Origin of the sequence: Deinococcus radiopugnans ATCC 19172, from assembly GCF_006335125.1 — a bacterium.
Lineage (GTDB): Bacteria > Deinococcota > Deinococci > Deinococcales > Deinococcaceae > Deinococcus > Deinococcus radiopugnans.
Genome location: NZ_VDMO01000035.1, coordinates 1 through 25,171 on the forward strand (window position 1 = coordinate 1; position 25,171 = coordinate 25,171).

Below are 25,171 nucleotides of genomic sequence, written 5' to 3' on the forward strand. Positions count from 1 at the left end.
GGCGGGTTTTGGAGTCGTCACACACCCAAAACACCGCCGTTTATCCTGCCGATTCGCAACCTGTCACACGTTCAGGGATTTCCCGTCCAGCACAGCCTCAACTCGAAGATGTCCGGTACAGAGCCCCGCTCGGTATGGCCGCAGACGCGACACCGTTGCGAGGTGAATCGGGGGTCTACGGCGACAACCCGTTTCCCGGCCCATTCTGCCTTGGAAGCGAGGATTTGAAAGAACTGCCCCCAACCCACATCGTGAATTTGCTTGCTCAGGTTGCCCTGGCCCAACCCCTTCACGTTGAGGTCTTCGTGGCAGATGAAATCGTGCGCGAAGACGAGCTTCTTCGCCTCTTCGTGGTGCAACTGGAGACGTTGCCGTGCCGTTTTGCGGTACAGCTTTGCCACCCGCGCTCTGGCCTTCTTGCGACGATTGCTGTTTTTCCTAGGCTTGCGGGCAAACGAACGCTGGGCCACCCTGAGCTTCTTGCTGCTGGCCTGAAAGAGCCTGTGATTCTCGCAATATTCCCCGTCCGAAGTGACGAAGAACCACGTCACCCCCACATCTATCCCCACGCTGGAATCCGTGGCTGGCAGTGGCGCTGCTCTCGGCACCTCGCACGTCAGTACCGCGTACCACCCCATACCTTCCCGCTTCACGGCCAGCGTCTTGAACTTGCCCTCGTATGGCCGGTGCAACTTGATCCGAACGTTGCCGATTTTGGGCAGATACACATGCTTGCCGTCCGCTGTCACGCTATTCTGAGAGGGCTGTGGGTACGTGAAACTGTCGTATCTGTCCCGCCCCCGAAATCTCGGAAACCCGGCTTTCTGGCCCGCTTTCAAACGCCGAAAGAACCCCTTGTATGCCTTTTCCAGACGCTTCGCCACGTCTTGAAGCACCTGAGCGTTGACCCCGGCGTACTCCGGCAAGACTTCCTTGACTTCGGGCAGAGCCTTCATTTGATCGAAGGCCGATATGGTCTTGCCCGCCTTCGTATACGCACCCTTACGCTCTTCGAGCATTCCGTTGTACAGCCGCTGGCACAACACCAACGTTGTCTCTAGCAAGGCGGTCTGCGCCTTCGTGGGAGACAGCCTGTACCGGAACGCCTTGAGCGCTGTATCTTCCATGTGCTTCACCTCCTCTAAAGGTGTCGCCACGGTCCCGGCAGTTTGCGCTGCGCGTGGACCATTGCTCGTTTAGCTTAACACAGAACCGGGGGCCTCGGCTTAGCCGCCCCTGTGGGGCGGAGGCCACAGTGCCCCCACGGATAAAGCCGGGGGCACTGTGGCACTTCTGGTAGCCGGCATGTTGGACCTCCTGGAGTCTATTTACCCTAGAAGATGCCGTCCCTGTCGGTCAATTCACCCCTGACATCACGTCCGGTAGGGCGTCCGCCGTGCCCCGCAAGCGGGACTGGTTGAGCTTGGCGTACCGCCGGGTCACGTTGCGGTTCTTGTGGCCCAGCGCCTCCTGGACCTCTTCGAGTGAGCGGAACGCGTTCACGAGGTTCGTGGCGAAGGTCTGCCGCTGCCAGCACAACGCCGCCAGCAGCACATGACGCCGGGCGGCAGCGCAGTTCGCGCGGTGGTTCGCAGTCTCAGCTTGCCCCGAACGCCACATCACTGCAGCCCGGCTCCCTTTCGGGAAGCCGGGAGCGTGCAGGGGCGGTCAGGGTTTGGGGAAGCGGTCGAACTGGCTCAGGGCCTTGATCTCATACGGGGCCAGGGCGCGGGTGTAGAAGCGCAGGTCATCGAAGCCGCCGTAATACAGACTGTCACCGCTGTTGTTGTTCGAGCCTTCCGAGCCGCCCGCGACGTACCAGACATTGTTGGTGGCAAGAGCATACACCGCAGGCTTGCTGGCTGACCCGGCAACGGTGCCATTGCGGTAGAGCGTCAGCGTCGAGGCGCTGCCCGTCACGTCCACCACGGCAACGTAATGCGTCCAGGCTGAGGTCGACACGTCCTGGGCGTCTGTCACCTTCAGGTCGCCGCCGCTGCCCGCGATGGCGAAGCTGACCCGGCCCGCCTGTCCCGCGTGACCATGCACGGAACCCAGGTAGGCGGCGGCGGCGTCGCCTCGCTGGCCCACCAGCCAACTGTCGTTCTGAGCATTCGTGCCGTTTGGCTTGACCCAGAAGCTGATGGAGAAGGGCGTTTTCAGGTTCAGGCCCGGCGTGGTCATCCCGCCCGAGGCGTCACCGCCGCAGCCCGCGCTGCCAGAGTCGGCGTTAAACAGCAGGGCCTGGGTGTTCACGTTCCAGCGGTCAGCCGTGGGTTTGATGCAGCCCGCTCCGTTCAGGCTGGCATCTAGGGCGTTGCCGCTCTCGTCTTTCCCACCGCTTTGCAGCGGGTAAAACGCCTTCAGGCCGGTCTTGAAGTTGGTCACGTTGACCGTCACGGTTCTGGCCGGACTGGTCAGTCCCTTGCTGTCGGTGCCGATGACGCTGACCGTGTAGCTGCCGCTGGCGGCGTAGTCGTGGGTGGCCGCGAAAGCTGCCGGGTTGCTGGTGACGGACGATGTTGCGCCGTCTCCCCAGGCGATGGTGACTCCCGACAGGTTGTTGTTCTGATCGCTGGCTGTGCCGCTCAGGGACACCCGCTCCGGTGTGCCGACAATGCCCACCGATGCGGCGGCGCTGCCGATCACCGGCGCGACATTGGAAGTGACGCCTGGATCGAGCGGCTGGGGATCGCTGGCGTCGCCGTCGCCGTCGCGGTCCGTATCGGGGTTCAAGGGATCGGTGCCCTTCGCCTTTTCCTGAGCGTCGCTCAGGCCGTCGCGGTCGGCGTCCTTGAGCGTGGGATTCGAGTAGACGCGCCTGGGGTAGCCCTTGACCACGCCAGCCGTCACCACGTCCCAGCCGACTTTGGCCTCGTCGTAGTCGCTCAGGCCGTCGCCGTCGCTGTCCTTGTTGGTGTCGGAGGTACCGTACAGGTACTCGTCGTTCGACAGCAGCCGGTCCTGGTCCTGGTCCTGTACGCGCACCAGCCGAATCTCGCTGTTCTGGGTCAACACGATGTCGTCGAAGTTGGTGTTCGGGGCGATGCTCAGGTTGTTCGAGCCGACGGTGGCCCACAGCGAGTGGTCCGCCGCCCCGCTGGTCACGTCGCCCTGGAAGGCGCTGCCGTTGTCACGCAGCGTTTTGAGCACCTGCACGCCGCCCGCGCTGGCCGTGGCATACGGCAACTTGAGAATATCCTTGAGGACTTTAGACAGCTTGATGCCCACGATCCTGCCGCCCGCGCGCTGCACGTTGGTGGCCACCCGCTCGCGCACGATGTCGCCGTTGCCGTAGTCGATGACGACCAGGGCAGTCTGGGCGTTGGTGGTCTCCTTGAGGAACTCGAAGTTGCGTCCGGCGTCGTCGAGCAGGTTGTAGCTGCTGAACTCGAACAGCAGGTCCTGGGGACGCCCCATCAGGGTCAGGGCCAGGTCTGCGGGCAGGTCCAGCGAGGCCGCCAGCGTCCCGGTGGCGCCGCCGTTGCTCAGCACTGCGCCGCCTGCGCCCAGAGCGGGCGTCATGTTGCCCACCACCAGATAGCTGGACGGATTGGCCGGATCGCGCCGCAGGGCGGTGACGGTCAGATCCTTGAAATTGAAGCTGATGTCGCCGGTGTTTCTGACCTTGAAGCCCACGTTCAACCGGCCGCCCGAGAGCGTGGTGCCCTGCGCGGCACTCTCGGAGAGGGCGTCTTCCGAGGTCTGCTGGCTGCTTCTGACCGAGTCGGTGGTGTAGCTGGCGGTCTGCTCGTACCCGTACCCGGCGGACACCGTGAGCGAGGCGCTGGCCTTGGCGTTGAAGCCGTCGGTGCCGCCGCTGATCTCGGCGCCCACGGTGGCGCTCACGTCGGCGGTGACCCGCTGGGTCTGGGCGTCGGTGGCGCTGCGGCTGTCCTGCTGGCCCAACTGCAATGAGGCGGTGTGGCTCTTGACCACCGAATTGTCGGAGGTGCGGACCACATTCAGCTCGATGCTGGGCGCAGTCACCTGCGACAGTTCCAGACGCGGCGTGTTGGCGATCAGGGGGTTATACCTGCCGCCCCGGTCAATGATCTCGGTGTAATCGCTGTATTTGTCGCCGTCGGTGTCGGCCAGGGTGGGCGAGGTGCCGTAAGTATTGACCTCGGAGCCGTCGAACAGCAGCGGATTGCCCTGGGCATCCCCGTCCGAGTCGCGGTCATTGGGCTTGCTGGCCCAGATGTTGACCTCGTCGGCGTCGCTCAGGCCGTCGTCGTCGGTGTCCTTCTTGTTCGGATCGGTGAACAGCGCCCGCTCCTGACCGTCGCTCAGGCCGTCGCCGTCGCTGTCTGCTTTGAGGGGATCGCTGGTAACGTGATAGGTCTTTTTCTCGGTGCCTGCTTCCTTGATGCTCACGTCGTACCCGGCCTGCTCATCGGCGTCCGAGATGCCGTCGCCGTCGCTGTCGGCCCCGGCCACGCTGGCGACGCCCTTCACCTCGGCGCTGTAGCCGCTCTCGCCCGCCGCCGTTTTGACCTTGAGGCGGTAGGTGTAGGTCACGCCGGGCGTCAGGCCCGTGTCGGTGTAGGTGGTCTCGGACGCGCCCGGCGTGGCAAGCGCGGCGTAGTCCCCGCTGGTCTTGCGCTCCAGCACGTAGCCCGCCGCGCCGCTGACCGCGTCCCAGCCCAGGGTCACGCTGCTGACGTCCGCGGCCCTGACCCTGAAGTTGGTGGGGGCGCTGGGCGCTCCGGGCTGGTCAGGCTTCGTGGGGCCGCCCGTGTCCTGGGGGGGCTGGGCGCTCGACGGTGACGAACAGGACCCCAGGAGGCCCAGGCTCAGGGTGGCGGTCAGCAGGATGGTCGGCAGGCTCTTGTTCATAAAAACTCCCAGGGGGCAAGTGAAGTGTGGCGGGGAGGCAGGGGGGCTACGGTCAACCGTGAGCTGAAGGGTCTGGGTCCAGCGCCTGCGTTGCCGTCGCCGCAGGCGCGAACTCGCAGGAGCCGAGGTCATACGGCGGGTACCACGACTGCAACGGGCAGCGTGAGACAAACTCATCCCGGTATACGAACTGGTCCCGGGGTTCGGTTGCCCCGGCCTGGTCGGTCAACCCGGAGCGGACGTGGGATTCGGGATTCGGGAACTGGATGGGCGGCGGCATCGATGTCCTCCTTGTGGAACAGGTTTGGTTGAAGCTGATTTGGAGCTGGTCCAAGCTTGATCGGCAGGCGTTAGCCGCCGTTACATGGCCCGTCACGGCGCATGGGATGCAGGGGCCACGCCTGCCTTTGTGGTCTGTCAGGCAACGATCTTCAAAATGTCTTTATCCCCTCTGGCAAGCGCTCCAACCTCTGTCACGGTGCTATGTTGGACGGGTCCATGTCACCGTCCACGTCCGCAGCCCTGTCCGATGGGGAAGCGCAGCGCACCCTGCTGCTGCTGGGAGAACCGGCGCTGGAAACAGGCGGTGAACTGCTTGCCCTGCCGCCCGAAGTGCCGCTGTGGCTGGCGGCCTTCGTGGCCTGCCAGCAGGAACCGGTGTCGCGCCCGGAGCTGCTGGAGCTGTTGTACCCCGGCGTGGATGCCGACGCGGCCCGCAACCGGCTGCGGCAACTGCTGCACCGCGCGCGGCGCCTGGACTGGACCGCCGGATTGAGCGCCAGCGGCGAGGTTGTGCACTGGACGGGCCGGGTGGACGCGCGCCTGTTCCGGCAGGCGTGTCAGGCCGGGCGCTGGTCCCAGGCGCTCGCGCTGTACCGGGGGCCGCTGCTGGAGGGCCAGCGGCCCACCGGATTTCCGGCCTTTGCGGCCTGGCTGGACGCCGAGCGCGAGGACCTGCATGCGGCCTGGCTCGACGCCGCGCTCAGTCAGGCGGGGGAGCTGGAGGGGGGCGGGCAGCCCGGCGCGGCGCTGCTGATCCTCGAACAGCTTCTCGACGCCAGTCCCTTTGCCGAGGAAGCCGTGCAGGCCGCGCTGCGCTGCGCCGCCGGGCTGGGCGACGGCGAGCGGGGGGCGGGAATCTACGAACGCTTCCGCACGCACCTGCGCCGCGAACTCGGGCTGGAACCCGAGGCCGCCACCACCCAGCTCTATCAGGCGGTCAGAACGCTGCGTCCCCTGCCGTCCGTGCGCCGCTCTCTGCCACGGGCCGCGACGCCGCTGTTTGGCCGCGAGGACGAGGTGCGCTGGGTTCGTGAGCAACTTTCCCAGCCGGATGGACGGCTCCTGAGCGTGATCGGGCCGGGCGGCTCAGGCAAGACGCGGCTCTCGCTGGAAGTGCTTGCCGGAGCTGGGCAGGCGGCGGAGCTGACGGCGTCGTTCGTGGCGCTGGAGAGTGCCGCGTCAGTAGACGGGGTGGTCACGGCCGTCACGTCGGCGCTGGGCCTCGCCACTGGCGGGTCTGAGCCGCCTGAACAGCAGTTGCTCTCGGCGCTCGTGACCGCCCGGCACCTGCTGGTGCTGGACAACCTCGAACACCTGCTCGCCTCGCCGGAGCGCGCGCCGCTGCTGCGCTGGTTGCAACACGTCCTGAATCAGGCCCCACAGCTGCGGGTGATCGTGACCTCGCGCCTTCGGCTGGGCCTTCAGGAGGAGCGCGTGCTGTTGCTGGAGGGGCTGGACTTTCCGGCCGCGCCTGACCTGGATCTCGCCGCCCGTTCCAGCGCCGTACGGCTGCTGATCGAGCGGGCCAGTCGGGTGCGGGCAGGCTTCGCCCTGAATCCGCAGAATGTCGGGGCGCTGGTTCAGATCTGCGCGCTCACGGGTGGCCTGCCGCTGGCCCTGGAGCTGAGTGCGGCCTGGATGGCCACGTTCGAGCCGCAGGACATCGTGACCGAGTTGAGCGCCAGCCTGAACCTGCTGGGCAGTGACGCGCCGGACCGCCCGGAACGCCACCGCAGCCTGCGCGCGGCCTTCGAGCAGTCGTGGCGGCTGCTGGGACACACGGAACGGCAGGTGCTGGCCCGACTCTCGGTCTTCCGGGGCGGCTTTGATCGCCCGGCGGCCCAGGCTGTCGCGGGTTCGGGTCTGCTCGCCCTGCTGACGCTGGCCGACCACTCCCTGATCCGACGTGACCGGGGAGGCCGGTACCAGCTGCATGAGGTGATCCGGGAGTACGCCGCCGAGGCGCTGCACACTGGGAGGGACCGTGAGCTGGGCACAGCACCGGGCACGCAGACACTGGACGCGGAGGTCGAGACCGAGGCCCGCAGGCTGCACGCCGCGCACTTTGTCGCCCTGGCCGCCGAGGCCGCGCCCCACCTGCATGGACCCGATCAGGCTGCGTGGCTGGGCCGTCTGGACGCCGAACACGACAACCTCAGGGCGGCCCTGGGCTGGGTGCTGGACCACGGCACGGCAGACGACGCGCTGCGCCTGAGCGCGGCCCTGCACTGGTTCTGGTATGTGCGGGGCCATCACCGCGAGGGGCTGCGCTGGCTGACGGCGGCACTGGAGCGCTCAGGCGGTAGCGTGCAGGCGCGCGTTCCGGCCCTCAGCGCAGCCGGCGCGCTGAGCAAGGAGCTGGGCCAGTATAACCAGAGTGTGGCGTGGCTTGAGGACGCGTTGACGCTGTCCCGGAGTGCCAATTTGCCTCTGCTGGAGGCCCAGGGCCTTCACGGTCTGGGCCTGACGGTGCGGGAACTCGGTCAGACGGACCGCGCGCTCACGCTGCTGGAGCAGGCCGAGGCGCTCCAGCGGCAACTCGGGCAGTCCTGGGGCCTGTCCACCACCCTCAACGATCTGGGCATCATCTGGGCCAGAAGCGGCGACCTGGCGCGCGCCCGGCAACTGTTCGGCGAGAGCCTGCGCCTGAAAGAGCGACTGGGCGACCGCCAGGGCATTGCTTACGCGCTGTCCAATCTGGGCAACACCATGGATGATCCCGCCGGCTTCCAGCGACTGACGGAGCAGAGCCTGAGCATCAAGCGTGAGCTGGGAGACCGCCAGGGCGTCGCCAATGCCCTGTTCAATCTTGCGGACTTGCAGATCGACCAGGGCGAGTTGTCTGCGGGACGGGCGCTGCTGGAAGAAGCCCTGGACCTGTTCTGGCAACTGGGCCGCAGACGTGGGGTGGCCGCCGCACTGATCGAGTTCGGTAAACTGGCCGTGGCTGAAGGACGGCCTGAGCGCTGCTTGCAACTCAACGGGGCGGCCGAAACCTTGCTGGCCAGCCTCCACGTTCCAGCGCCCAGCCTGGGGATGAACGGGCAGGTCGGTGCCGCCACAGCCGCGCTGGGCGAAGTGGAGGCCGAACACTGGACGCGACTTGGACGGATCATGTCGCTGGAGGACGCTGTCGGGCTGGCGCGGCTCAACTGAGTCGCGCACGGGATCAAATCAGCTCGTGACCCGCTCAGCCGGATTTGTTCCGGGTTGACCAGCATGGTCGAACGGAAGCCAGCTTTGCCCGCTTGATCGATAGCCACCTGAAGCTGCCCGCGGTGATTGCTCATGTGCGCCAGAACGCCGGATGGACGGACCAATTCATTTCGTTTGTTCCGTTCAGCGGGTAGACTGTGGGAGGAGGCGCCCGCATGTTCCTACCCTTTCTGCCCACCGCAGCCGACACCCAGGCCGCCCAGCAGCAACTCGAACAGTTGCGCGCCCAGCTTGGACGTGGGACCGGCGCTGCCTCGCCCCGGCTGGCCGAATTGCTGGAGGACCTGCTGGGCCAGCTCGCGGCGGGCCAGGCAGTGCAGGTCCTGTCGTTGGAACCGGAGATCGGCACGTGGAGGCCGGGGAACTCCCCCACCGCAAAGTCGGCCCGCGCCGTCGCCTGCACCTGGAAGACGTGCTGGCCTACCGGGCGCGGCTAGATCAGACTCGCACGGACGCCATGCAGGACTTGACCGACGACTTGCAAGACCTGGGCCTGGATTGACCCGCCTCTCCCGCACGCGTCTGGTGACCGTGTACGACGCCCGCGTGCTGTATCCGTCGCTGATCTGCAACCTGCTGATGTATCTGGGAACCGAGCGTCTGGTCTCGGTGCGCTGGACCGCTGCCATTCACGACGAGTGGACCCGCAACCTGCTGGAGGCTCGGCCAGACCTGCCCCCCGAACGGCTGGTGCGCACGCGCCGCAGCATGGAAACGGCGCTGCCGGACGCTGAGGCGGACGGCTTTGAGCATCTGATCACTGGCCTGAGTTTGCCTGACCCGGATGACCGGCATATGCTGGCCGCCGCCATCCACGCCGGCGCAGAGTTGATCGTCACGCAGAATCTCAAGCACTTTCCGGCGGGGGCGCTGACACCCGACGCATTGCTGTGCCGTCTCCTGGACGCCGAATCCACCGCTACCCGTGTGGCGAGCGCGCACCTTCCAACGGTTCATTGGCTTCCGCGGCGCCATCGGAGAGACGTTGCGCGGGGAGGGGCGGGTGCCGATCCCGTCCTTTGTGCTGGGGCGCGCACAAGATGGTCTGCCCCCCGAAAACTGGACGGTCATTGAGTAGAGACGAAGACTCGGTCCCAGCCCTAAGCTGGAAAGCGAGGCCCAGTCATGAAAATCCGTCAGTTCACCGAAGACCAGATCATCAAACTCCTGCAGGACGGCAAAAAAGGCGAGAGGTCTGTCGAAGACCTCTGCCGCGACTTTGGATGCAGCCCCGCGTCGTACTACGCCTGGAAGAAGAAATATGGCGATACCAACGCCGACGAAGCCCGCAGGCTTCGTCGACTGGAGAAGGAAAACGCCCGCCTGCTGCGGATTGTCGGCCAGCAGCGTCTGGAGATTGATGCGATGAAGGACGTCATTGAAAAAAAGCGCTAACGCCCACTCAGAAACGCGCCTCGGTCAGGGAGTTGGTCGCGGCGCAGATCAAGCCCGAACGGGCTTGTGTTCTGGTGGGCCTGGCCAAATCCTCCTGGCACTATCTGGCAAAGCCGCGTCAGGACAGCGAACTCCGACAGCAGATCCATGACCTGGCCCGGCGGTATCCCCGCCGGGGATACCGTTTCATTCACGCCCTGCTCGTCCGAGCAGGGGTCACCATCAACAAGAAGCGCGTTCGGCGACTCTGGCGCGAAGAGGGACTGACCGTCAAACCCAAATCGTCCCGGAAAATCCGGACTGGGGCGTCCGTTCCCATGCAGGCGGAGTACGCCAATCACGTCTGGACCTACGATTTCGTCTTCGATCAGACCCTGGAAGGAGGCACCCTGAAAATCCTGACCCTGACCGACGAATTCACCCGGCAGTCTCTGACCTTGCAGGTGGCGACGTCCTTTACCTCCTTGGAGGTGAAGGACGTGCTCCGGAACGTGATTGCAAGGCGTGGTCCCCCAGCCTTTCTTCGCAGCGACAACGGTTCGGAATTTATTGCCCGGGATCTCGGGATCTGGCTCGCCGTGCAGGATATCGGCACCCGGTTCATCGAACCGGGCAAACCGTGGCAGAACGGCTTTGCCGAGAGCTTCCATGCCCGCCTGCGCGCAGAATGCCTCAATCAGGAAGTCTTCTACTCCGCCAAACACGCCCAAGTGCTGCTCGATGATTGGCGGGCGTTCTACAACGCCCGCAGACCACACTCGTCACTCGGCTACCGAACCCCAGACGAGTTCGCCGAACGGGCCAGGGGGCGGCCTGCCACCCCCCTTTGCGGAGACAACACCGCAAAGGTGCCCGTCAGCCCGTCCCCTGGGCGAGCAGGGAAAGCCGATGTTGTAACCTTGACCTGAGCCGAGTCTCTACTCAAAACCGTCCAACTTTTGGGGCCAGCCCAAAGATCACCCAAGACCCGGTTGCGGAGTGAAGGAGAGGTGAGGCACAGTCAGGGGATGTTGCGTGTGGGGCGGCTCAGCCAGCCGCCCGGAATCGTTCGAGTCTTTCGGCGGTCTGAGCCCGTCAGACACCCCCGTTAGACCCACTGCGCCGCATAAGCGTCCGCATCGAATTTGCGTTTGAGGCCGCCTGCGTTCATGTAACGCACCATGCCGAAGATCGGGCGGCGCGTCCACGGGCGGTCATGCAATCCCAGCACCCAGCCCAGGCCCGCGTAGCTGTTGGGGTCGCGCCCGTCCTGCTCGTAGCGGTTGTTCAGCCACACCAGCTCGGCATAGGCGGCTCTGGGATCTGGCGTCCATTCCAGAATCTTCTTGCCCCAGTACATCCGCATGTAGTTGTGCATGCGTCCCGTCCTGACCATCTGGTTCTGCGCGGCGTTCCAGTACGGATCGTGGGTCTGCGCAGCGTCGAACTGCTCGCGGGTGTACAGGAACTCGCGCCTGTCTCCAGCGTGTTCCTCCAGCGTCTTGCGCGCCCACCCGGGCAGGCCGTCATACTGGTCATACAGCGGGTTGAAGGTGCAGAGGTTAAAACTCAGCTCACGGCGCACGATCAATTCCTCTAAAAAGGCGTCCGCGCCGGGGCCGCCGTGCTCACGGGCGGCCAGCGCGGCGGTCAGCGGCGACAGGTGCCCGTAATGCAGATACGCGCTGAGGCGACTGCTGCCGTCCACGGTGGGATCGTTGCGCCGAGTACCGTACTGCGCCAGATCCAGTTCGATGAACTCGGCCACCCGCTCCAGCGCCGCGTCCTCGCCGCCCGTTTCGGTGCCGGGGAGAACGCTGTGATCGACGGGCAGGGTCTTGACCAGCTCTGCTGGATCGCCCACATCCAGCCCCGCTGCCCAGTCGTCCGTCTGCGCCTGCAATTCGTGTTCTTCCAGCGGCACGAGGGAGTCATGCCACAGCCGATGAATCTTGGGACGGATGGTGCGTGCAGCGTACTCCTGCTTGCTGCTGACAGTCTGGACGGGAAGAACGGCCTCGGATTCGACCTGCACGAAGGGGACTTCGAGCTGGGCCTTCAGCCAGTCACGCCACGCCCGCTGAATATTCAGATAGCCCACGTCAGTCACCACCAGCGCCGCACCCTCCCGCGCCGCTTCCAGAGCCACTTCGGGCGGCTTGCCCAGGCGAATGGACAGCGGAATGCCGCGCACAGCCAGATTGACGCGCAAATCTCGCAATCCCTCCAGCAGGTACTGAAAATGGCGGGCGTTGGCTTCTGGGTAATCGGGAGTCAGGCCGAAGACGGCCACCAGCGGCAGGCCCAGTTCGTTGGCCTGCCGGACCGCGTATTCCAGCGCGTGGTTGTCGCGGGTTCGCACGCTGGCCTGCACCCACAGCAGTGGGCTGGCCCCAAAAGTTGGACGGTTCCGAGTAGAGACTCGACTCGGGTCAAGGGTACAACATCAGCTTTCCCTGCTCGCCCAGGGGACGGGCTGACGGCCACATTTGCGGTGTTGTCTCCGCAAAGGGGGGCGGCAGGCCGCCCCCTGGCCTGCTCAGCAACCTCGTCTGGGGTTCTATAGCCGAGTGACGAGTGGGGTCTGCGGGCGTTGTAGAACGACCGCCAATCGTCCAGGAGCACCTGGGCGTGTTTGGCAGAATAGAAGATCTCCTGGTTGAGGCATTCTGCGCGCAGACGGGAGTGGAAGCTCTCGGCGAAACCGTTCTGCCACGGTTTTCCTGGTTCAATGAACCGGGTGCCGATGTCCTGTACCGCGAGCCAGATCCCGAGTTCACGAGCGATGAACTCGGAACCGTTGTCGCTGCGGATGAAGTCTGGCGCCCCGCGTCTTGCAATCACGTCTCGGAGCACGTCCTTCACCTCCAAGGAGGTAAAGGACGTCGCCACCTGCAAGGCCAGAGACTGCCGGGTGAATTCGTCCGTCAGGGTCAGGATCTTCAGGGTGGTTCCTTCCAGGGTCTGGTCAAAGATGAAATCGTACGTCCAGACGTGATTCGCGTCCTCGGCCTGCATGGGAATTGTTGCTCCAGTCCGGATTTTCCGGGACACTTTGGGTCTGATGGCGAGGCCTTCCTCGCGCCAGATGCGCCGAACCTTCTTCTTGTTGATGGTGACCCCTGCTCGAACGAGCAGGGCATGGATGAAGCGGTATCCCCGACGGGGATATTGCCGGGCCAGGTCATGGATTTGTTGCCGGAGTTCACTGTCCTGGCGCGGTTGTGGGCGGTAATGCCAGGAGGATTTGGACAGGCCCACCAGAACACAGGCCCGTTCGGGCCTGATGTGCGCCGCGACCAGCTGTCTGACCACGGCGCGTTTCTCGGTGGGCGTTACCGCTTTTTTCCAATGACGTCCTTCATCGCGTCGATCTCCAGGCGTTGCTGACCGACAATGCGCAGCAGGCGGGCGTTTTCCTTCTCCAATCGACGAAGCCGTTTGGCTTCGTCGGCGTTGGTGTCGCCATATTTCTTCTTCCAGGCGTAGTAGGACGCGGTGCTGCACCCGAAGTCGCGGCAGAGGTCTTCGACAGACCTCTCGCCTTTTTTGCCGTCCTGCAGGAGTTTGATGATCTGGTCTTCGGTGAACTGTCGGATTTTCATGACTGGGCCTCGCTTTCCAGCTTAGGGCTGGGACCGAGCCTGAGTCTCTACTTCATCCCGTCCAGTTCTCGGGGGGCAGACCACGCGGCAGAAAAACGCCCGCCTGGACCGCAGCTGCTGGATGAAGGGTTGTGTTGACTGAACCGGGTCGGGAGAGCATCCCCCGTCATGACCGCGGCCAGGCCCTTTCGCCACGGTTTCCGATGTCGATCACACGCCGTCTGGCGCTCCACCGCTTTCCCGTCAGCGCCTGTGAGGTCCAGGCATGGCTGCGCCAGCGCGGCACCGAGAGCGGCCATGTCACTCTCGGCGAGCGGAGTCTCAACGTCGGCCTCCTCTGCATGGCCAGCCGACCGGTGCCGAGCAGACGGTCCACCAGCACCACGTCGTAGCGGTCGCTGTAGGGCTCCAGCGCCTGCTGGAGTGAAAGATGGCCCGGCTGCCCCAGCATCTGTGACCCGGCCAGGCGGGTGCGCACCCAGGCCTCGTTCTAGTACAGCGGCGGGCCGCGCTCAAGAAGTTCGTCCCCGGTCCACACGTGCCCCTGGCTGACGGCTTCCCGGTAGATGCTGCTCAGCTCATGTCTGCCGTACTGGCTAGGCTTGATGTCTCCAGCCAGCGCCGCGTGCCGCAAAGAAGTGGACTCCTCGAGTCCGATCCGCTGCGCGGCGGCGTAAATCCGGACTAATTCGTTCTGGCTCAGCCCTGCCGTCAGTTTGAGCGGACGAGGGTTAACGCCCTCCGAGTCCTGAGCAGCGCTGGTCATGGATGGGCTTCCAGGAAGTGCTTCAGCATAAGGCCCCCACCAATCTTGGTGGGGGCCTGGCCGACACCGCTCAGAGCGGGCTGAAGACGAACTTGTCGCTGGTGCCGCCGCGCAGCACGCTGTCGGTGTGTTCGCCCAGGTACAGCTCGCCGGTGATGGCTTCCAGCGCGCCCCACACCGCGCCCAGCGTGAAGGTGCACTTGCGGTCGCTGCCCATGGCCTCGCCCGCCGAGCACACGGTGTCCTGGGTCTCGATCACGACATTCTGGCCCTCACGGTAGGACGCCGTCACCCCGGCCAGGCAGGTGCCGTCGCGGCCGATGGCCGCGTTCAGCAGTCCAGCAAGTTGCTCGATCGGCACGTTGCTGCCGGCCACGCCCAGCTCGGTGGCCAGGTCACGGCCCCGCACCTTGCCCGCACGGGTAAAGACCACGGCGGCCCCGTCCGGGCCAAGGGTGTCCTCGACGCCGACGATCACGGCCTTGAAGCAGACGATGGAGCTGAAGTCGCCCAGGTGGGGGCGCAGGGAGGGCGTGGTGGTGGCAGTCATGGGGGTTCTCCTTGGATACAGGGTGCTCAGCAGCCCCGCGAGTGAAGTGGACAGTGTGGCCATGGGGCCTCCAGGCGGTGGGCGCGGTTTACAAGATGATGGAGACGCTCTGGGCCGCGTCGCGGGCTTCCATATGCAGCAGCCCCAGATTGACGCCGGCCGGCGCGACCACGGCCAGCACGCCCTTCTTCCCGGCGGCGTAGATATACACCTGACCGTCAGTGCCGCCGACGCTCATGTCGGTCAGCTGACCCGAGCCCAGGGTGTCGTTGATGCGCTTGCCCAGGCCCAGGGCGGTGGCGGCCATGGCGGCCACGCGGTTGGCATCCACGCCGCCGCCCATGTCCTGGGCGATGGGCAGGCCGTCGACGGTGGCCACCAGCGCGCCGCGCAGTTCAGGCAGCGCGCCGCGCAGGGTGGTGAGGGTGGAGGTCAGCTGGTCTTGCTTGCTCATGGTGGCGGTCATGGTGGTTCCTTTCCGGGAAGGGGGGTGCTCCCGGGACACGTGAAAAAAGGCGAATTCAGAGGGGTCAGTGGATGAAGGGGGAAGGGTGGTGTTCGGTCCGCAGCGCTGGGACCAGCTGCAGTTCCAGCAGAGTGGCCAGCGTCCGGCGCACCTGATCCGGGCAGGTGGCGTTCAGGCCCACCACCTGCGTTTCAGGCAGGCCGAAGTACAACGCCACGTCTTCCGGCTGCCACACCGAGGTTTGATCCTGCCGGGTCACGCCCACCAGAAACGGCACCGGAATGCGGCTGGTGATGAAATCGAGCATGTTGCGGGCGTGGGCAAAGTCCTCGGGGCGGTCTCCGGCCACCAGCAGCACCAGTCCGAGGGCGCCCTCGCACAACACTTCCCACATGAAGTTGAAGCGGTCCTGGCCGGGCGTGCCGTACAGGTGCACGTCCTGACCGTCCAGGCGCAGGGTGCCGAAGTCGAAGGCGACGGTGGTGTGTGTCTTGCCGATGTCCTCGCTGGCCTCGGCCTCGGTGGCGACGACGGGGGTCTCGGAGATGGTCTGGACAAAGGTGGTCTTGCCGGCGCCAACAGGCCCGGAGACCACCAGCTTGAGCGGCGCCTCGGTGGCGGTCATGCGGTGCCTCCCTGGGTGAAGCGGCGAAGCGCGCCCAGCAAACGCTGCACAAGGGGCCGGGGCGCGGGAGAGGCGGGAGCAACAGTGACGGGCGCCAGGTCATTCACGGTGAAAAATCCTGAGCCCTGCGGCGACGCGGCATGATGGGAAGCAGGGGCCGGGCGTAGGCCCGCCGCCCGCTGGGGCGCGATCAGGTCCATGGCCCGCAGCCGGTACAGGACCGTCTGCATGTCGTGTGGCGACAGCCCCAGCTGCGGCGCGAGTTCGGCGGCGCTGCTGCCCCCCGTCAGGTGAGGTTGCACGAGGGCCCAGAGTGACGCGAGCGAACCGGGCACGGGCGGGGAATGGGGCACGGGCACGAAGCGTGTCTCGGGGTGCGGCAATTGATCGTCGGGAATCACCGCCCCACCCATGCCGGGGAATGAGGATTCGACCAGCTCGTGAACCAAGCTGGCAAACGGGTGATCGTAAAAATGGACGTCGCCCACGAGCAGGGCCTGTCGGTGGAACTCGAAGGCCCCGTGGCCCTGGATGTGCAGCTGATAGAGGATGCCCCGTGCCCGGGCCAGGGCTTCCACCGGAAAGCCGTCCAGGTACATCGCACGCAGCTGCCCTCTGTTCAACACCAATTCAACGGTCTTGCCCTGATAGGAGGAGTGAAAAAACAACGTCCCAGTGTGAACGTGCAATATTTTTGCCAGATCGGCGAGCGTTTGGTGTTTAAGGTCGCCGAACAGGGCCATATCAACTCCTTGTAAGAGACGAGAAAGGGTGTCTGAGACGGGAAGCAGCCGCAGCGTCTGCTGGCCGGGTTTAGTTGTATCCGGTGCAATGTGACAAATTCATCACCCAGGAAAACGGCCGACTGAATGATGGAACCACGAACACTTTCTGAGGATATGGAGGACAGTGCCTGCGCTCTCGCCGTGCTGTAGAACAGTGTTTGTCGTCAATTTCTGCGGATGATGGCCTGCGACGAGGAGGGCGCCCTGGCAGGGCGACGCAGCGGATTACTGGTCAATTTGAGACCTGAAACACTGAGAATGAGAGAGAGATGGCTGTAGCCATGCGGTCAGTCGTTGTCAGGTTTCTGTGAAGTTCCGCCGGAGCTGAGTTGTCAGAACTCTAGGCAGAGAGACCTGAAATCTGGCTCCGTCCTGCGCTGCATTGGTGCCTTCTCCCCGTCCACCGTGCCGCTTGACAAGTGAATTGACAATCGTCAGGCCCAGGACGAAGCCTGGAGTGCCGCCTACCAGAAAAGAGAATTGCTCGAAAACCCGTGCCCTGGATTCGGTGGCGATGCCAGGGCCGATGTCGTGACCGTCACCGTGATACAGCCTGTCTGTGGCGTGAGCTTCAGGGTGTTATCGAGCTGATTCGTGATGATCTACCGCAGCCGAACCGCGTCGCCGCTGAGGGGAGCCGGCTGAGCCTAGATCAGCAGCCTGACCCTTTTTGCCCTGACGGGCGGCCCGAAGCTGAGGTTGAGCTTGCCTGCGTCCGCCAGCGACAGGTGCCGCAAGTCCTCGGCCAGCCGGGCCTGCAACACAGCCAGGGGGGTTCGTAACTCGTGGGCCATGGTGGCTGTGGTCGTCTGGGGCTCGGTTTCCAGCCGTTCGAGTAAAGCGGCCATGAGGTTGAAGTCGTCGATCAACCGAATGGCCTCGCCGTCATGTCTGCTCAGTGGTCCGCTGCGCTGCCGGGGCGAGAGCCTGGCACGGGCACTCAGATCGCCGCCTGCAACCTGCCGGGCGGCCCTGGAAACCTCGCTGAGCGGTCTGGCCAGACAATCAGCGCCGCAAGTACAAGTATCGTGGCGGCCACGGTTCCGCCCAGCGATCCCAGGAGAGGTCAGTCCCTCCCTGGCCCCCCAGTTCGCGCCTCATGCTGTTGAGGTGAGCGTCAACCACCCGCTCCAGCGCTCCGGATTCGGGCAGACACCACTCCAGCAACTCGGCGCGGCTGAAGACCCGGCCTGGTGCTGGGCCAACACTTTCAGCAGGCGGTCTTCGCTCAGGAGCAGGTCCAACCGCGCTCCCCCAGCGCTGAACCGCATGCCACACGGATCAATCTCGATGCCCGCCACAGAAATGGGTTTTCCTGGATCGACGGGGCGGGCGCGGCGCAAAACGGCCTTGACGCGCTCCACCACTTCCGGCGAATTAAAGGGGTGGATCACACTGGCGTCGGAAAGGGGTGGATCACACTGGCGTCGGTGCCCATTTGCAGATCGACCAGCCGGTCAATGTCGTCCATACAGGCCGCCAACATGATTACCGGGTTCTCTCCGGCCTGGCGCACCTGCCGCAGGATCCCGAAGCCGTCGACCCTGGGCAGCGCCACCTCCAGCAGCGCCAGTTCGGGCTGAACAGCGTGAAACAGCCGCAGGGCCGTCAGGTGTTGCCAATCGGCGTCACTCAGCCGCGCCGCCCACTGCGGCTGTCGTCCCATTCCCGAGATGACCTGAGGGGGGGCCTGTAACTATCCGCCAGCAAGCCCCAGCGTCTTACCTGAAGCTTCTTGCGATGAGATGAAACGGCAGGCCTTGATCCGAGAGGGCTATCCCGACTGTACCGCAGTGATCTGGTAGTCGATCGGCTTGAAGGTGCCGTTGTTGCTGCCCTCCGCCGAGCAGGCCGTCAGACCCACCACCAGGTCCATCTCCGCACGCAGTTCCAGCGACTGTCCAGCCTGCGAAATGGGAGGTCCGATCTTCACGCGGCCGTCCTCACCCACCAGCACGTTCATAAAGATGTTGAGGGTGGTGGGGATCTGATCAGGCCGGATACCGTAGGGCGCCAGGGCCTGCACCAGGTTACCGAAACAACTGGGGTGTCCCTCGGCGGTGCCAGGGGGATAGAGCAGTTCAAACGTCTCGGTCGAGCAAGGCGTCAGCAAAAAGTCATGACGCCCCACATCGTCTCTCAACAGGGTCAGCATCGGACGGCTGCGGTTGGAGTACAGGACATGCCCGCTGGTGAGGTAAATGGTTTCGTTGTAATCAAAAGTTCGGCCGGAGGACAGCCACTCGCCGCTGTCGCCGTCTGCGTACGCCATCAGGTCAGCCACCTGCTCACCGCGTGGGTCAGTCACCACCAGCACCTCACCCCGGCGCAGGCGAAAGGCAGTCCCGCTCTGGGGGGGAATGCGGTGGGGTCCGGCCTGGGAAACAGGGTCAGTCATGGGCACTCTCCTGCTCGAAAGGACGCGAGGTGGAGAGGAAGGGGCAGCGGGCGATATCAGGGCCTGTCTCGGGAATACGCCGGGCATTCGGCCGTGACGGGAAGCGCGCCTGCCAGTCCGGCTCTACCGCACGCCCCGAGTATTGCCGTGCCTCGGACGCCTGTCCGTGATCCGCCAGGTTCGGATTCAGACTGCCCTGCAACTTCATCTCGCGGCCACGGATCGTTTCCTGAAAGCGGGGCCAGCGGCCGTCGCCTTTCAAGGCGCGGAACTGCCGGTGTGCGTTGAACACCAGCGCCGGGTCAGGGAAGGCCCGCGCGACGCGGCTGCTGCGCGGATGCCCTCCGATGATGAAAAAGGCCCGCCCCGCAAAGGAGAACCCGAAGGAGGGATCGCTGGGATCCGCGCTGACCTCAGGACTATAGGGTGAGGTGTCGGCGCGGTGCAGCGCCCGGAGCTGCTCCCAAAGCCGCGCCTCGAAGGTGAGTTCATCCATTTCACGCGGCCCGCGGAACACCGCCACCATGGTGGTGAAATCCGAGTCCATCTCGTCCTGATCATGGCAGAAGCGCTGCAGATCGCGGGCCAAGGCCGCCGTAGCTTCCGGACTGCCCAGTTCGCCGTAACTGGCGAAGGCGTAGTGGTCGGTGTTGAAGGCGGCCTTGGCCGCCACGCAGGAGAAGTTCGGAGCCAGGATTCGGTCCCGAAACGTCTGGTGGGCCTGTCTCACGAAATGTCCGCCCGTCCCCTGCAATTCGCCGTTTTCAATCAGGTGGTAGCTGTTGGGGCCACGCCCTGTTGAGGGGTTGTCATTGAGCATCGTTCCTCCACGTTCCGCGTGTCCCGGAAGAGCCGGGCGCGGTTGTCTATGCCCAACGTAGCGTCGACTGGCCAGCGACTGTGTAGAGTGTGCCGCTAACTCAAGAAAAGTCAGGGAGCCGTGAAGAAAGCCAGAAAGGCCCTCTCAGACAGGCTCTGGGACCACAGCCACCACCGTGTATGGATTGCTTGTGCAAGGGCAGTCGGGCTGGGGTCACGCTCCTCCCCGACTCCCCTTCAAAACTCCCGACCTGAGATCAAAAGTCGGCTCTTTTCTATAAGGGTCCTCACATGGGGCACAGCAATGCTGAAGGGGCCATTGCGGACGCGCCCTCTGGCCCAGGAGTTCACCATGCCAGACCAGACTTCCCAGATCAGTTGGCCCCTGACCGATCCGGCGGCCGCCCTCTCCGCTTTTCTCGCTGCCCTGCCTGACGCGCCACACTTGCTGGGGCTGGGTGAGCCCACCCACGGCGTCGAGGCCTTTCCTCTCTGGCGCAATCGCATCTTCCAGACCCTGGTGGAAACACAGGGCTTTCGCTCCATCGCCATCGAGAGCGACATCATCGCTGGCCTGCAGGCGGATGCTTATGTCGCCTCCGGACAGGACACCCTGGACGAGGTGATGACAGGTGGGTTCAGCCACGGCTTCAGAGGAGTGCAGGCCAATAGGGACTTGGTGGTCTGGATGCGTCAGTTCAATGCTGGACGCAATGAACTGGACCGAGTCAGGTTCTACGGCTTTGATCCGCCTATCGAGAACATGTGGGCAGCCAGCCCACGGCACGTCCTGCTGGCCCTCTGGGACTTCCTGGCCCCACGCTTTTCCCACCTGCCTGCAGACCGAGCCACGCTGGAGCACCTCTGTGGAGACGATGCCCGCTGGACGAACCAGGCCGCTGCGATGGACCCCAGCCAGTCCATTGGAGCGACAGCAGACGCCTGGCACCTGCGGGCGCTGGCCGATGACCTGCTGGGGTTTCTCGAAACCCAGCGCCCTGGACTCGGGGCGCAGCCTGAGCTCTGGGAGGCACGGTTGCACGCCCGGACGGCCCTGGGTCTGCTGCGCTACCACGCCAATCTGGCTACCCCCTCAGCGGACCGCATCTCGCAGATGCTGGCCCTGCGCGCGGTGATGATGGCGGACAATCTCCGTGCCATCGCCGAACGGGAAATGGAGCGCGGCCCCACGCTGGTCTTCGCCCACAATTCTCACCTACAGCGTGGGGCCAGTCAGATCCGGATGGAGACCATGAACGCCGACTGGTGGCCCGCCGGGGCGCATCTTCTCGGACGGGGCACACCGTACGCCGTCATCGCCATGTCCAGCGGTGAGGGTGCAGCGCTGCTCTTGCCGGACGCCGGGGAAGGCCATCAGCGGAGCGGGGCGTCCCTTCAGGCCACTCCAGGACGCCTCGAACGAGACGGGGTGCTGGTCGTCGCAGCGGGATCAGAGATTCCATCCGAAACACGGTCTCCATTGGGTTGATTGTGAAGCAGCTCAGCCCACGGCTCTCTTGACGAGGGCGGTGATCCTTTCCTCAATGCCCGGCGTCCAGTCCATCAAGGCAAAGGCTGTCGGCCACAAGGCACCGTCGTCAAGCTTCGCCTCGTCGCTGAAGCCCAGCGTCGCGTACCTCGTCTTGAACTTGCGCGCACCCTGGAAGAAACAGACCACCTTGCCCTCCTGGGCGTAGGCGGGCATGCCGTACCAGAGCTTCGGCTGTAGGTCAGGTGCGCAGGACGTGATCAGGGCATGCAGCCGCTCGCCCAGAACTCGGTCCGGCTCCGGCATTTCCGCCAGTTTCGCCAGGACCTCAATCGTCCCGTCTCCCCTGGCGGCCCGCGAGCCGCGCCGCGAACTTCCCCTCAGTTCCTGGGCACGTTCCTTCATCGCGGCCCGTTCATCGTCCGTGAAGCTCTCAGACACGTTTGCTTTGCTGGCCTTTGCCGGTCGTGTGCCGGGTTTCGCAGTCTTTCCGGAAATCTTTCCTGTCATCACATTCCTTCCTATTGGGAAAACGCGAGTGACGGCGAAGCCGTTGGAGGCATGTCGCGTCAGCGCCGCTCCTGGATACGGATCAGGTTGCCTGCGGGATCACGGAAGGCGCAGTCACGAACGCCGTACGCCTGCTCCGTTGGTTCCTGAACGACCTCGGCGTCGCTGGCTTGCAACCGATCAAACGTCTCGTCCAGATCGTCGGTGGCCAGATTGATGCTGGCGTAGCTGCCCTTGGCCATCATCTCGGTGATGGTGCGGCGCTCGGCGTCGGTCAGACCCGGATCCATGGCCGGTGGGTGCAGCACAATGGACGTGCCGGGCTGGCCCACCGGACCCACCGTGATCCAGTACATGCCGCCGTACTCGACACTGTCCCGGACCTCAAAGCCGAGGGTGTCGCGGTAAAACGCCAGCGAGGCGTCTGGACTGGTATGCGGCAGGAACGTCTGATGGATGGTGAGATTCATGCCTTCATCCTAGGTTTGCCGCGCCTTCAGTGCTTCTCGATTCCTGATCGGACGGGTGACCTGCTTCGCCACGCAGGGCGGCATGCCCGCCGTCGTGCCCGCCGCGTGCTGACGGTAGAGACTGGGCGACATCCCCACCAATTCGGAGAAGCGGGTGCTGAAGGTGCCCAGCGACGAACAGCCGACCTCGAAACAGACCTGCGTGACGCTCAGATCCCCCTGACGCAGCAGCGTCATGGCGCGCTCGATGCGCCGCGTCATCAGGTAACTGTACGGGGACTCGCCGTAGGCCAGCCGGAACTGTCGGCTGAGGTGTCCTGCCGACATATGCACCCCCGCGGCCAGCACCTCGACATTCAGGGGTCGCGCGTATTCCCGGTCAATCCGGTCACGCACACGGCGCAGCCGCGCGAGATCGCGCAGGTGCTGCGGCGTGGCGGCGGAGCTGTCCATGATGCTTCAGGATAAACCTATCTGACCATACGTCAGGGTGACGAACACCTGTCGTGACAGACGGCCCGCATGACGAGATGGCAGGAGACCTTGGAAAGTCTGACGCTCTCCCGCTCAAGGCGAGCGACGCTCCAAGAGGGGTTGGAGTTCTGGCCTTCGCGAATGGGGAGGGTAAGTTTTTCCGTTCCATTCCCGTCTAGGACGCGAGCCCAGCTCCTTCGCCGGGCGGGCCAATAAGGAAATGCTGTCCTGCACGCCTCAGGTGAAGTTCGCCAATTGCACCTGAAGTCGCGCCGCCTGGTTGTCGCACGTTCCGGTCGTCAGGGCACGGGCCGCCTCGGCGCGCAGGGCAGCGGCGTCCAGGGCACCCACCTCCAGCACCTCCCCGAGCTTGCGGTACGCCTCGGCGTCCAGACGGCTGTCGTACACCACCTTCAGGGAGCGTACCGTCTCCTGGGCGCGCTCCGTGGGGGACAGATTTGCGAACCGCTCGCGCGCCGCCTGATCCGGATCAGGCTCCACCTCCAGCAGACGCGGCTGCCTCGCCGCCTTGGGCCTCGCCGCTGCCTGGCCCTGGGCAGGCGATGGACGCGGGCGGTAGTCGTCCGGCGAGCGGATGAAGCTCACGAAGAAGCCTGGCCCCGGGACTTTCTTGCCCGCGATCAGCCGCTCCACCTCGTCAAGCCGTTCACGCACCGCATCAACTCCAATTGATTCCATCAGGCCACGGGCCACCTTGGGGGCAATGCCGCGCCCGGTCAGGCGGCTGAGCAGCAGGGGATCGAGGGCCACCACGTCCCGCTCAAAGACGTAATGCACACTCTGGCCCTGCCCCCGCCCGTGGTACGTGACCGACGCCAGGTAATGCGCCTTGAGGAGTTCCTCGTGGGCCGGATCAAGGACACGGCGGATCTTGTCCGGACTCAGGTTCAGAATGCGGGCCTTGCGCCCCCAGTCCACCAGGCCCACCGTGAACTCCTGAAGGCGCTCGTCCGGGGCCGTGAGGTTGTGGCGGTGGCCATCCAGCAGGCGGTACAGGGCGCGGGCCGTCGGCTGGCTCAGCTCGCCCAGCACGCCGGAGCTCAGCGGCTTGAGAAAGCCCCGGCGCAGACTCTCGGCGATGATCGGCGGCAGCACCACCGTGATGGTGCTGTCCTGATCGAGGGTCCCGCCGGACTGGGCCGTGTCGAACATGATCTCGTGCAGGTGACGGAAGATGACCGTCCGGTAGCGTTTGCCATCGTGCCAGCCCCGCTCGATATGGAAGTTGGTGTGCGACAGGCGCATCAGCGACTCGTGCAGGTTCTTGTGGTAGCGCCCGGAGGTGTCCAGGCCCGAAGCCCGCAGGAAGTGGTTGGCGGTGCCTGTGACGGCGTTGCTCGCCGGGAACCCCTGCGCCGCGAACAGACAGAGAATGCCGATGATGACGTCATTGTCCACGCCGAAGGGGACGAGGTACTGCGCGGTGCCGATGCACTTCACGCTCATTCGCTCGTCGCCCTCGCCGTATTCATCCTCCCAGGCCGTGCTGCCCGCCCCCACCCGGCTCTGCCTGCTGATTGACCGACAGACCTGAGGGCTGGCAGCTTCTTCGAATGTTTAGACGGCACCCGGCGTGGGTCTTCTCCCCTGCCACCAATCCAAGGCAAGTAGCATCCTCAGTCAGGCGGCCACGGGACCGCGCCGCCCGCAATGGCGTCCTGAAGGGCGGCCGTGAGCCCCCGTCCCAGACGTTCATCAGCCAGACCCACGATCAGCGGGTTTGGAAAACACTGTGGGCGGGCCGCGAGCAGCCGCCCCACCAGCTCCCGGTCACTGAGCTCCGGGTGCGTCCGGGCCAGGGCAAACAGCGCGAGCGCGGCGCTGCGACTCACCCCCGCCAGGCAGGACACATGTAGGTGGGCAGGCTGGTGCGTGTCCAGAAAGGCCTCAACCGCCTCAAGGTGAGCGCCGCTGGGCAGAACGTGACGCGACGAGTCGAACCACAGGTCATGCAGGTGCAGATTCAGCCTGGGGCCGTTGTGTTCGGCCAGACGCCGCGAACCGTCGCCGAGGTGGGTGCCGGGATCCAGGGCCACGATGACGGCCGTCTCGTCCTTCAACCCAGGCATATCCTCCTGACCGCTGACTGTGACATTCATGCTGACCCCCCTTCTAAATTCGAATTCCCGACTGTTGGCGTCCGGCCTCCCGCGCGTTGCAATCAGCATATCTATTGACTGCGGCGGAATCTCAACCGACTTGAAGTAGAGATGAAATGAGCAAACGACGAAGACGAGAGTCGCTTGGACCAAACCGCAACTCTCCAGGCTGCAAGTCTCAACCGCTGGAGAAGGATTTTATGCGGAGATCAGTTCAAATGATGTCATTGATGCTGGCTTGCCCTATGGGCGCGGCCTCAGTAGCTGACAACTTCAGTTTCCGGCTGTCCCAGTGCGGGAAAAGGGCATATCAAGACGTGTAGGATCTCGCTGATTCTCTTCGGAACCCACCGCAGCACATGGCGCAGTTCTTCCGAGCCGTA

Annotated in this window: 28 protein-coding genes; 6 read left to right on the forward strand and 22 right to left on the reverse strand. The window is 64.7% G+C overall.

Annotated elements, in window-relative coordinates:
* Positions 1 to 71 precede the first annotated feature (71 nt).
* The 3 genes from FHR04_RS19015 to FHR04_RS19025 all read right to left on the reverse strand — a co-directional run bounded on the left by FHR04_RS19015 (position 72) and on the right by FHR04_RS19025 (position 4,839).
* Positions 72 to 1,127 (reverse strand): RNA-guided endonuclease InsQ/TnpB family protein, encoded by a 1,056-nt coding sequence (locus FHR04_RS19015; RefSeq protein ID WP_249039223.1) that lies wholly within the window; start codon positions 1,125 to 1,127, stop codon positions 72 to 74.
* Between the two features lie 229 nt (positions 1,128 to 1,356).
* On the reverse strand, positions 1,357 to 1,620 hold the full coding sequence (locus tag FHR04_RS19020; RefSeq protein ID WP_139404776.1) for a tyrosine-type recombinase/integrase: 264 nt from the start codon (positions 1,618 to 1,620) through the stop codon (positions 1,357 to 1,359).
* Positions 1,621 to 1,668: 48 nt separating this feature from the next.
* Positions 1,669 to 4,839: a LamG-like jellyroll fold domain-containing protein gene (locus tag FHR04_RS19025; protein ID WP_170214032.1), complete on the reverse strand. Its 3,171-nt coding sequence runs from the start codon at positions 4,837 to 4,839 to the stop codon at positions 1,669 to 1,671.
* A gap of 498 nt (positions 4,840 to 5,337) precedes the next feature.
* On the opposite strand from FHR04_RS19025, the gene FHR04_RS19030 reads away from it, so the two are divergent.
* The 5 genes from FHR04_RS19030 (at position 5,338) to FHR04_RS19045 (ending at position 10,640) form a co-directional block, all read left to right on the forward strand.
* On the forward strand, positions 5,338 to 8,277 hold the full coding sequence (locus tag FHR04_RS19030; RefSeq protein ID WP_170214033.1) for an ATP-binding protein: 2,940 nt from the start codon (positions 5,338 to 5,340) through the stop codon (positions 8,275 to 8,277).
* Positions 8,278 to 8,492: 215 nt separating this feature from the next.
* Complete coding sequence (locus FHR04_RS21230) at positions 8,493 to 8,774, forward strand: hypothetical protein (protein ID WP_211344220.1); 282 nt, start codon at positions 8,493 to 8,495, stop codon at positions 8,772 to 8,774.
* Positions 8,775 to 8,835: 61 nt separating this feature from the next.
* Complete coding sequence (locus FHR04_RS21235; RefSeq protein ID WP_211344221.1) at positions 8,836 to 9,411, forward strand: PIN domain-containing protein; 576 nt, start codon at positions 8,836 to 8,838, stop codon at positions 9,409 to 9,411.
* Between the two features lie 51 nt (positions 9,412 to 9,462).
* Complete coding sequence (locus tag FHR04_RS19040) at positions 9,463 to 9,732, forward strand: transposase (RefSeq protein ID WP_139404780.1); 270 nt, start codon at positions 9,463 to 9,465, stop codon at positions 9,730 to 9,732.
* A gap of 32 nt (positions 9,733 to 9,764) precedes the next feature.
* Positions 9,765 to 10,640, forward strand: coding sequence for an IS3 family transposase (locus FHR04_RS19045; protein WP_139404781.1), 876 nt, complete (start codon positions 9,765 to 9,767; stop codon positions 10,638 to 10,640).
* A gap of 179 nt (positions 10,641 to 10,819) precedes the next feature.
* Here FHR04_RS19045 and FHR04_RS19050 read toward each other — a convergent pair whose 3' ends face one another.
* From FHR04_RS19050 to gntA, 14 genes are all read right to left on the reverse strand, one after another.
* Entirely contained in the window at positions 10,820 to 12,073 is a 1,254-nt protein-coding gene (locus FHR04_RS19050) for a deoxyribodipyrimidine photo-lyase (protein WP_249039224.1), read from the reverse strand.
* Positions 11,986 to 13,026 carry an IS3 family transposase gene (locus FHR04_RS19055; RefSeq protein WP_170214034.1) on the reverse strand — a complete coding sequence of 347 codons (1,041 nt, stop codon included), beginning with the start codon at positions 13,024 to 13,026 and terminating at the stop codon, positions 11,986 to 11,988. The genes FHR04_RS19050 and FHR04_RS19055 overlap by 88 nt, the downstream gene beginning before the upstream one ends.
* A gap of 20 nt (positions 13,027 to 13,046) precedes the next feature.
* Positions 13,047 to 13,316 (reverse strand): transposase, encoded by a 270-nt coding sequence (locus tag FHR04_RS19060; protein ID WP_139404784.1) that lies wholly within the window; start codon positions 13,314 to 13,316, stop codon positions 13,047 to 13,049.
* A gap of 166 nt (positions 13,317 to 13,482) precedes the next feature.
* Positions 13,483 to 13,794, reverse strand: coding sequence for a hypothetical protein (locus FHR04_RS19065; RefSeq protein WP_139404785.1), 312 nt, complete (start codon positions 13,792 to 13,794; stop codon positions 13,483 to 13,485).
* A gap of 12 nt (positions 13,795 to 13,806) precedes the next feature.
* Positions 13,807 to 14,082: a hypothetical protein gene (locus FHR04_RS19070; protein WP_139404786.1), complete on the reverse strand. Its 276-nt coding sequence runs from the start codon at positions 14,080 to 14,082 to the stop codon at positions 13,807 to 13,809.
* A 70-nt stretch (positions 14,083 to 14,152) separates the two neighbouring features.
* Positions 14,153 to 14,632 carry a hypothetical protein gene (locus FHR04_RS19075; protein ID WP_139404787.1) on the reverse strand — a complete coding sequence of 160 codons (480 nt, stop codon included), beginning with the start codon at positions 14,630 to 14,632 and terminating at the stop codon, positions 14,153 to 14,155.
* 88 nt (positions 14,633 to 14,720) lie between these two features.
* Positions 14,721 to 15,098 (reverse strand): roadblock/LC7 domain-containing protein, encoded by a 378-nt coding sequence (locus tag FHR04_RS19080; RefSeq protein ID WP_139404788.1) that lies wholly within the window; start codon positions 15,096 to 15,098, stop codon positions 14,721 to 14,723.
* A gap of 64 nt (positions 15,099 to 15,162) precedes the next feature.
* Positions 15,163 to 15,723, reverse strand: a complete 561-nt coding sequence (locus FHR04_RS19085; RefSeq protein WP_139404789.1) for a GTP-binding protein — start codon at positions 15,721 to 15,723, stop codon at positions 15,163 to 15,165.
* Complete coding sequence (locus FHR04_RS19090) at positions 15,720 to 16,466, reverse strand: hypothetical protein (RefSeq protein ID WP_139404790.1); 747 nt, start codon at positions 16,464 to 16,466, stop codon at positions 15,720 to 15,722. The genes FHR04_RS19085 and FHR04_RS19090 overlap by 4 nt, the downstream gene beginning before the upstream one ends.
* Before the next feature lie 339 nt (positions 16,467 to 16,805).
* Positions 16,806 to 17,060, reverse strand: coding sequence for an ATP-binding protein (locus FHR04_RS21730; RefSeq protein WP_139404800.1), 255 nt, complete (start codon positions 17,058 to 17,060; stop codon positions 16,806 to 16,808).
* A 95-nt stretch (positions 17,061 to 17,155) separates the two neighbouring features.
* Positions 17,156 to 17,356 carry a hypothetical protein gene (locus FHR04_RS19100; RefSeq protein ID WP_139404791.1) on the reverse strand — a complete coding sequence of 67 codons (201 nt, stop codon included), beginning with the start codon at positions 17,354 to 17,356 and terminating at the stop codon, positions 17,156 to 17,158.
* A 542-nt stretch (positions 17,357 to 17,898) separates the two neighbouring features.
* The gene (locus tag FHR04_RS19110) at positions 17,899 to 18,174 is read right to left on the reverse strand and encodes a response regulator (RefSeq protein ID WP_139404793.1); all 276 of its coding nucleotides are present in this window, start codon (positions 18,172 to 18,174) and stop codon (positions 17,899 to 17,901) included.
* A gap of 108 nt (positions 18,175 to 18,282) precedes the next feature.
* The gene (locus FHR04_RS19115; RefSeq protein WP_139404794.1) at positions 18,283 to 18,906 is read right to left on the reverse strand and encodes a DUF1989 domain-containing protein; all 624 of its coding nucleotides are present in this window, start codon (positions 18,904 to 18,906) and stop codon (positions 18,283 to 18,285) included.
* Entirely contained in the window at positions 18,899 to 19,726 is an 828-nt protein-coding gene (gene gntA, locus FHR04_RS19120; protein WP_139404795.1) for a guanitoxin biosynthesis heme-dependent pre-guanitoxin N-hydroxylase GntA, read from the reverse strand. The genes FHR04_RS19115 and gntA overlap by 8 nt, the downstream gene beginning before the upstream one ends.
* A gap of 351 nt (positions 19,727 to 20,077) precedes the next feature.
* Between gntA and FHR04_RS19125 the strand changes: the two genes are divergently transcribed.
* Positions 20,078 to 21,214, forward strand: a complete 1,137-nt coding sequence (locus tag FHR04_RS19125; RefSeq protein WP_221265632.1) for an erythromycin esterase family protein — start codon at positions 20,078 to 20,080, stop codon at positions 21,212 to 21,214.
* A gap of 12 nt (positions 21,215 to 21,226) precedes the next feature.
* Here the strand turns inward: FHR04_RS19125 and FHR04_RS19130 are convergent, their stop codons facing one another.
* The 5 genes from FHR04_RS19130 to FHR04_RS19150 form a co-directional block, all read right to left on the reverse strand.
* Positions 21,227 to 21,727 carry an iron chaperone gene (locus FHR04_RS19130; protein WP_338084777.1) on the reverse strand — a complete coding sequence of 167 codons (501 nt, stop codon included), beginning with the start codon at positions 21,725 to 21,727 and terminating at the stop codon, positions 21,227 to 21,229.
* Between the two features lie 56 nt (positions 21,728 to 21,783).
* Positions 21,784 to 22,194, reverse strand: coding sequence for a VOC family protein (locus tag FHR04_RS19135; protein WP_139404796.1), 411 nt, complete (start codon positions 22,192 to 22,194; stop codon positions 21,784 to 21,786).
* Positions 22,195 to 22,203: 9 nt separating this feature from the next.
* Entirely contained in the window at positions 22,204 to 22,647 is a 444-nt protein-coding gene (locus FHR04_RS19140; protein ID WP_139404797.1) for a helix-turn-helix transcriptional regulator, read from the reverse strand.
* A gap of 258 nt (positions 22,648 to 22,905) precedes the next feature.
* On the reverse strand, positions 22,906 to 24,189 hold the full coding sequence (locus FHR04_RS19145; RefSeq protein WP_139404798.1) for a replication initiator protein A: 1,284 nt from the start codon (positions 24,187 to 24,189) through the stop codon (positions 22,906 to 22,908).
* Between the two features lie 116 nt (positions 24,190 to 24,305).
* Positions 24,306 to 24,788 carry a hypothetical protein gene (locus FHR04_RS19150; RefSeq protein WP_139404799.1) on the reverse strand — a complete coding sequence of 161 codons (483 nt, stop codon included), beginning with the start codon at positions 24,786 to 24,788 and terminating at the stop codon, positions 24,306 to 24,308.
* Between the last annotated feature and the right edge of the window lie 383 nt (positions 24,789 to 25,171).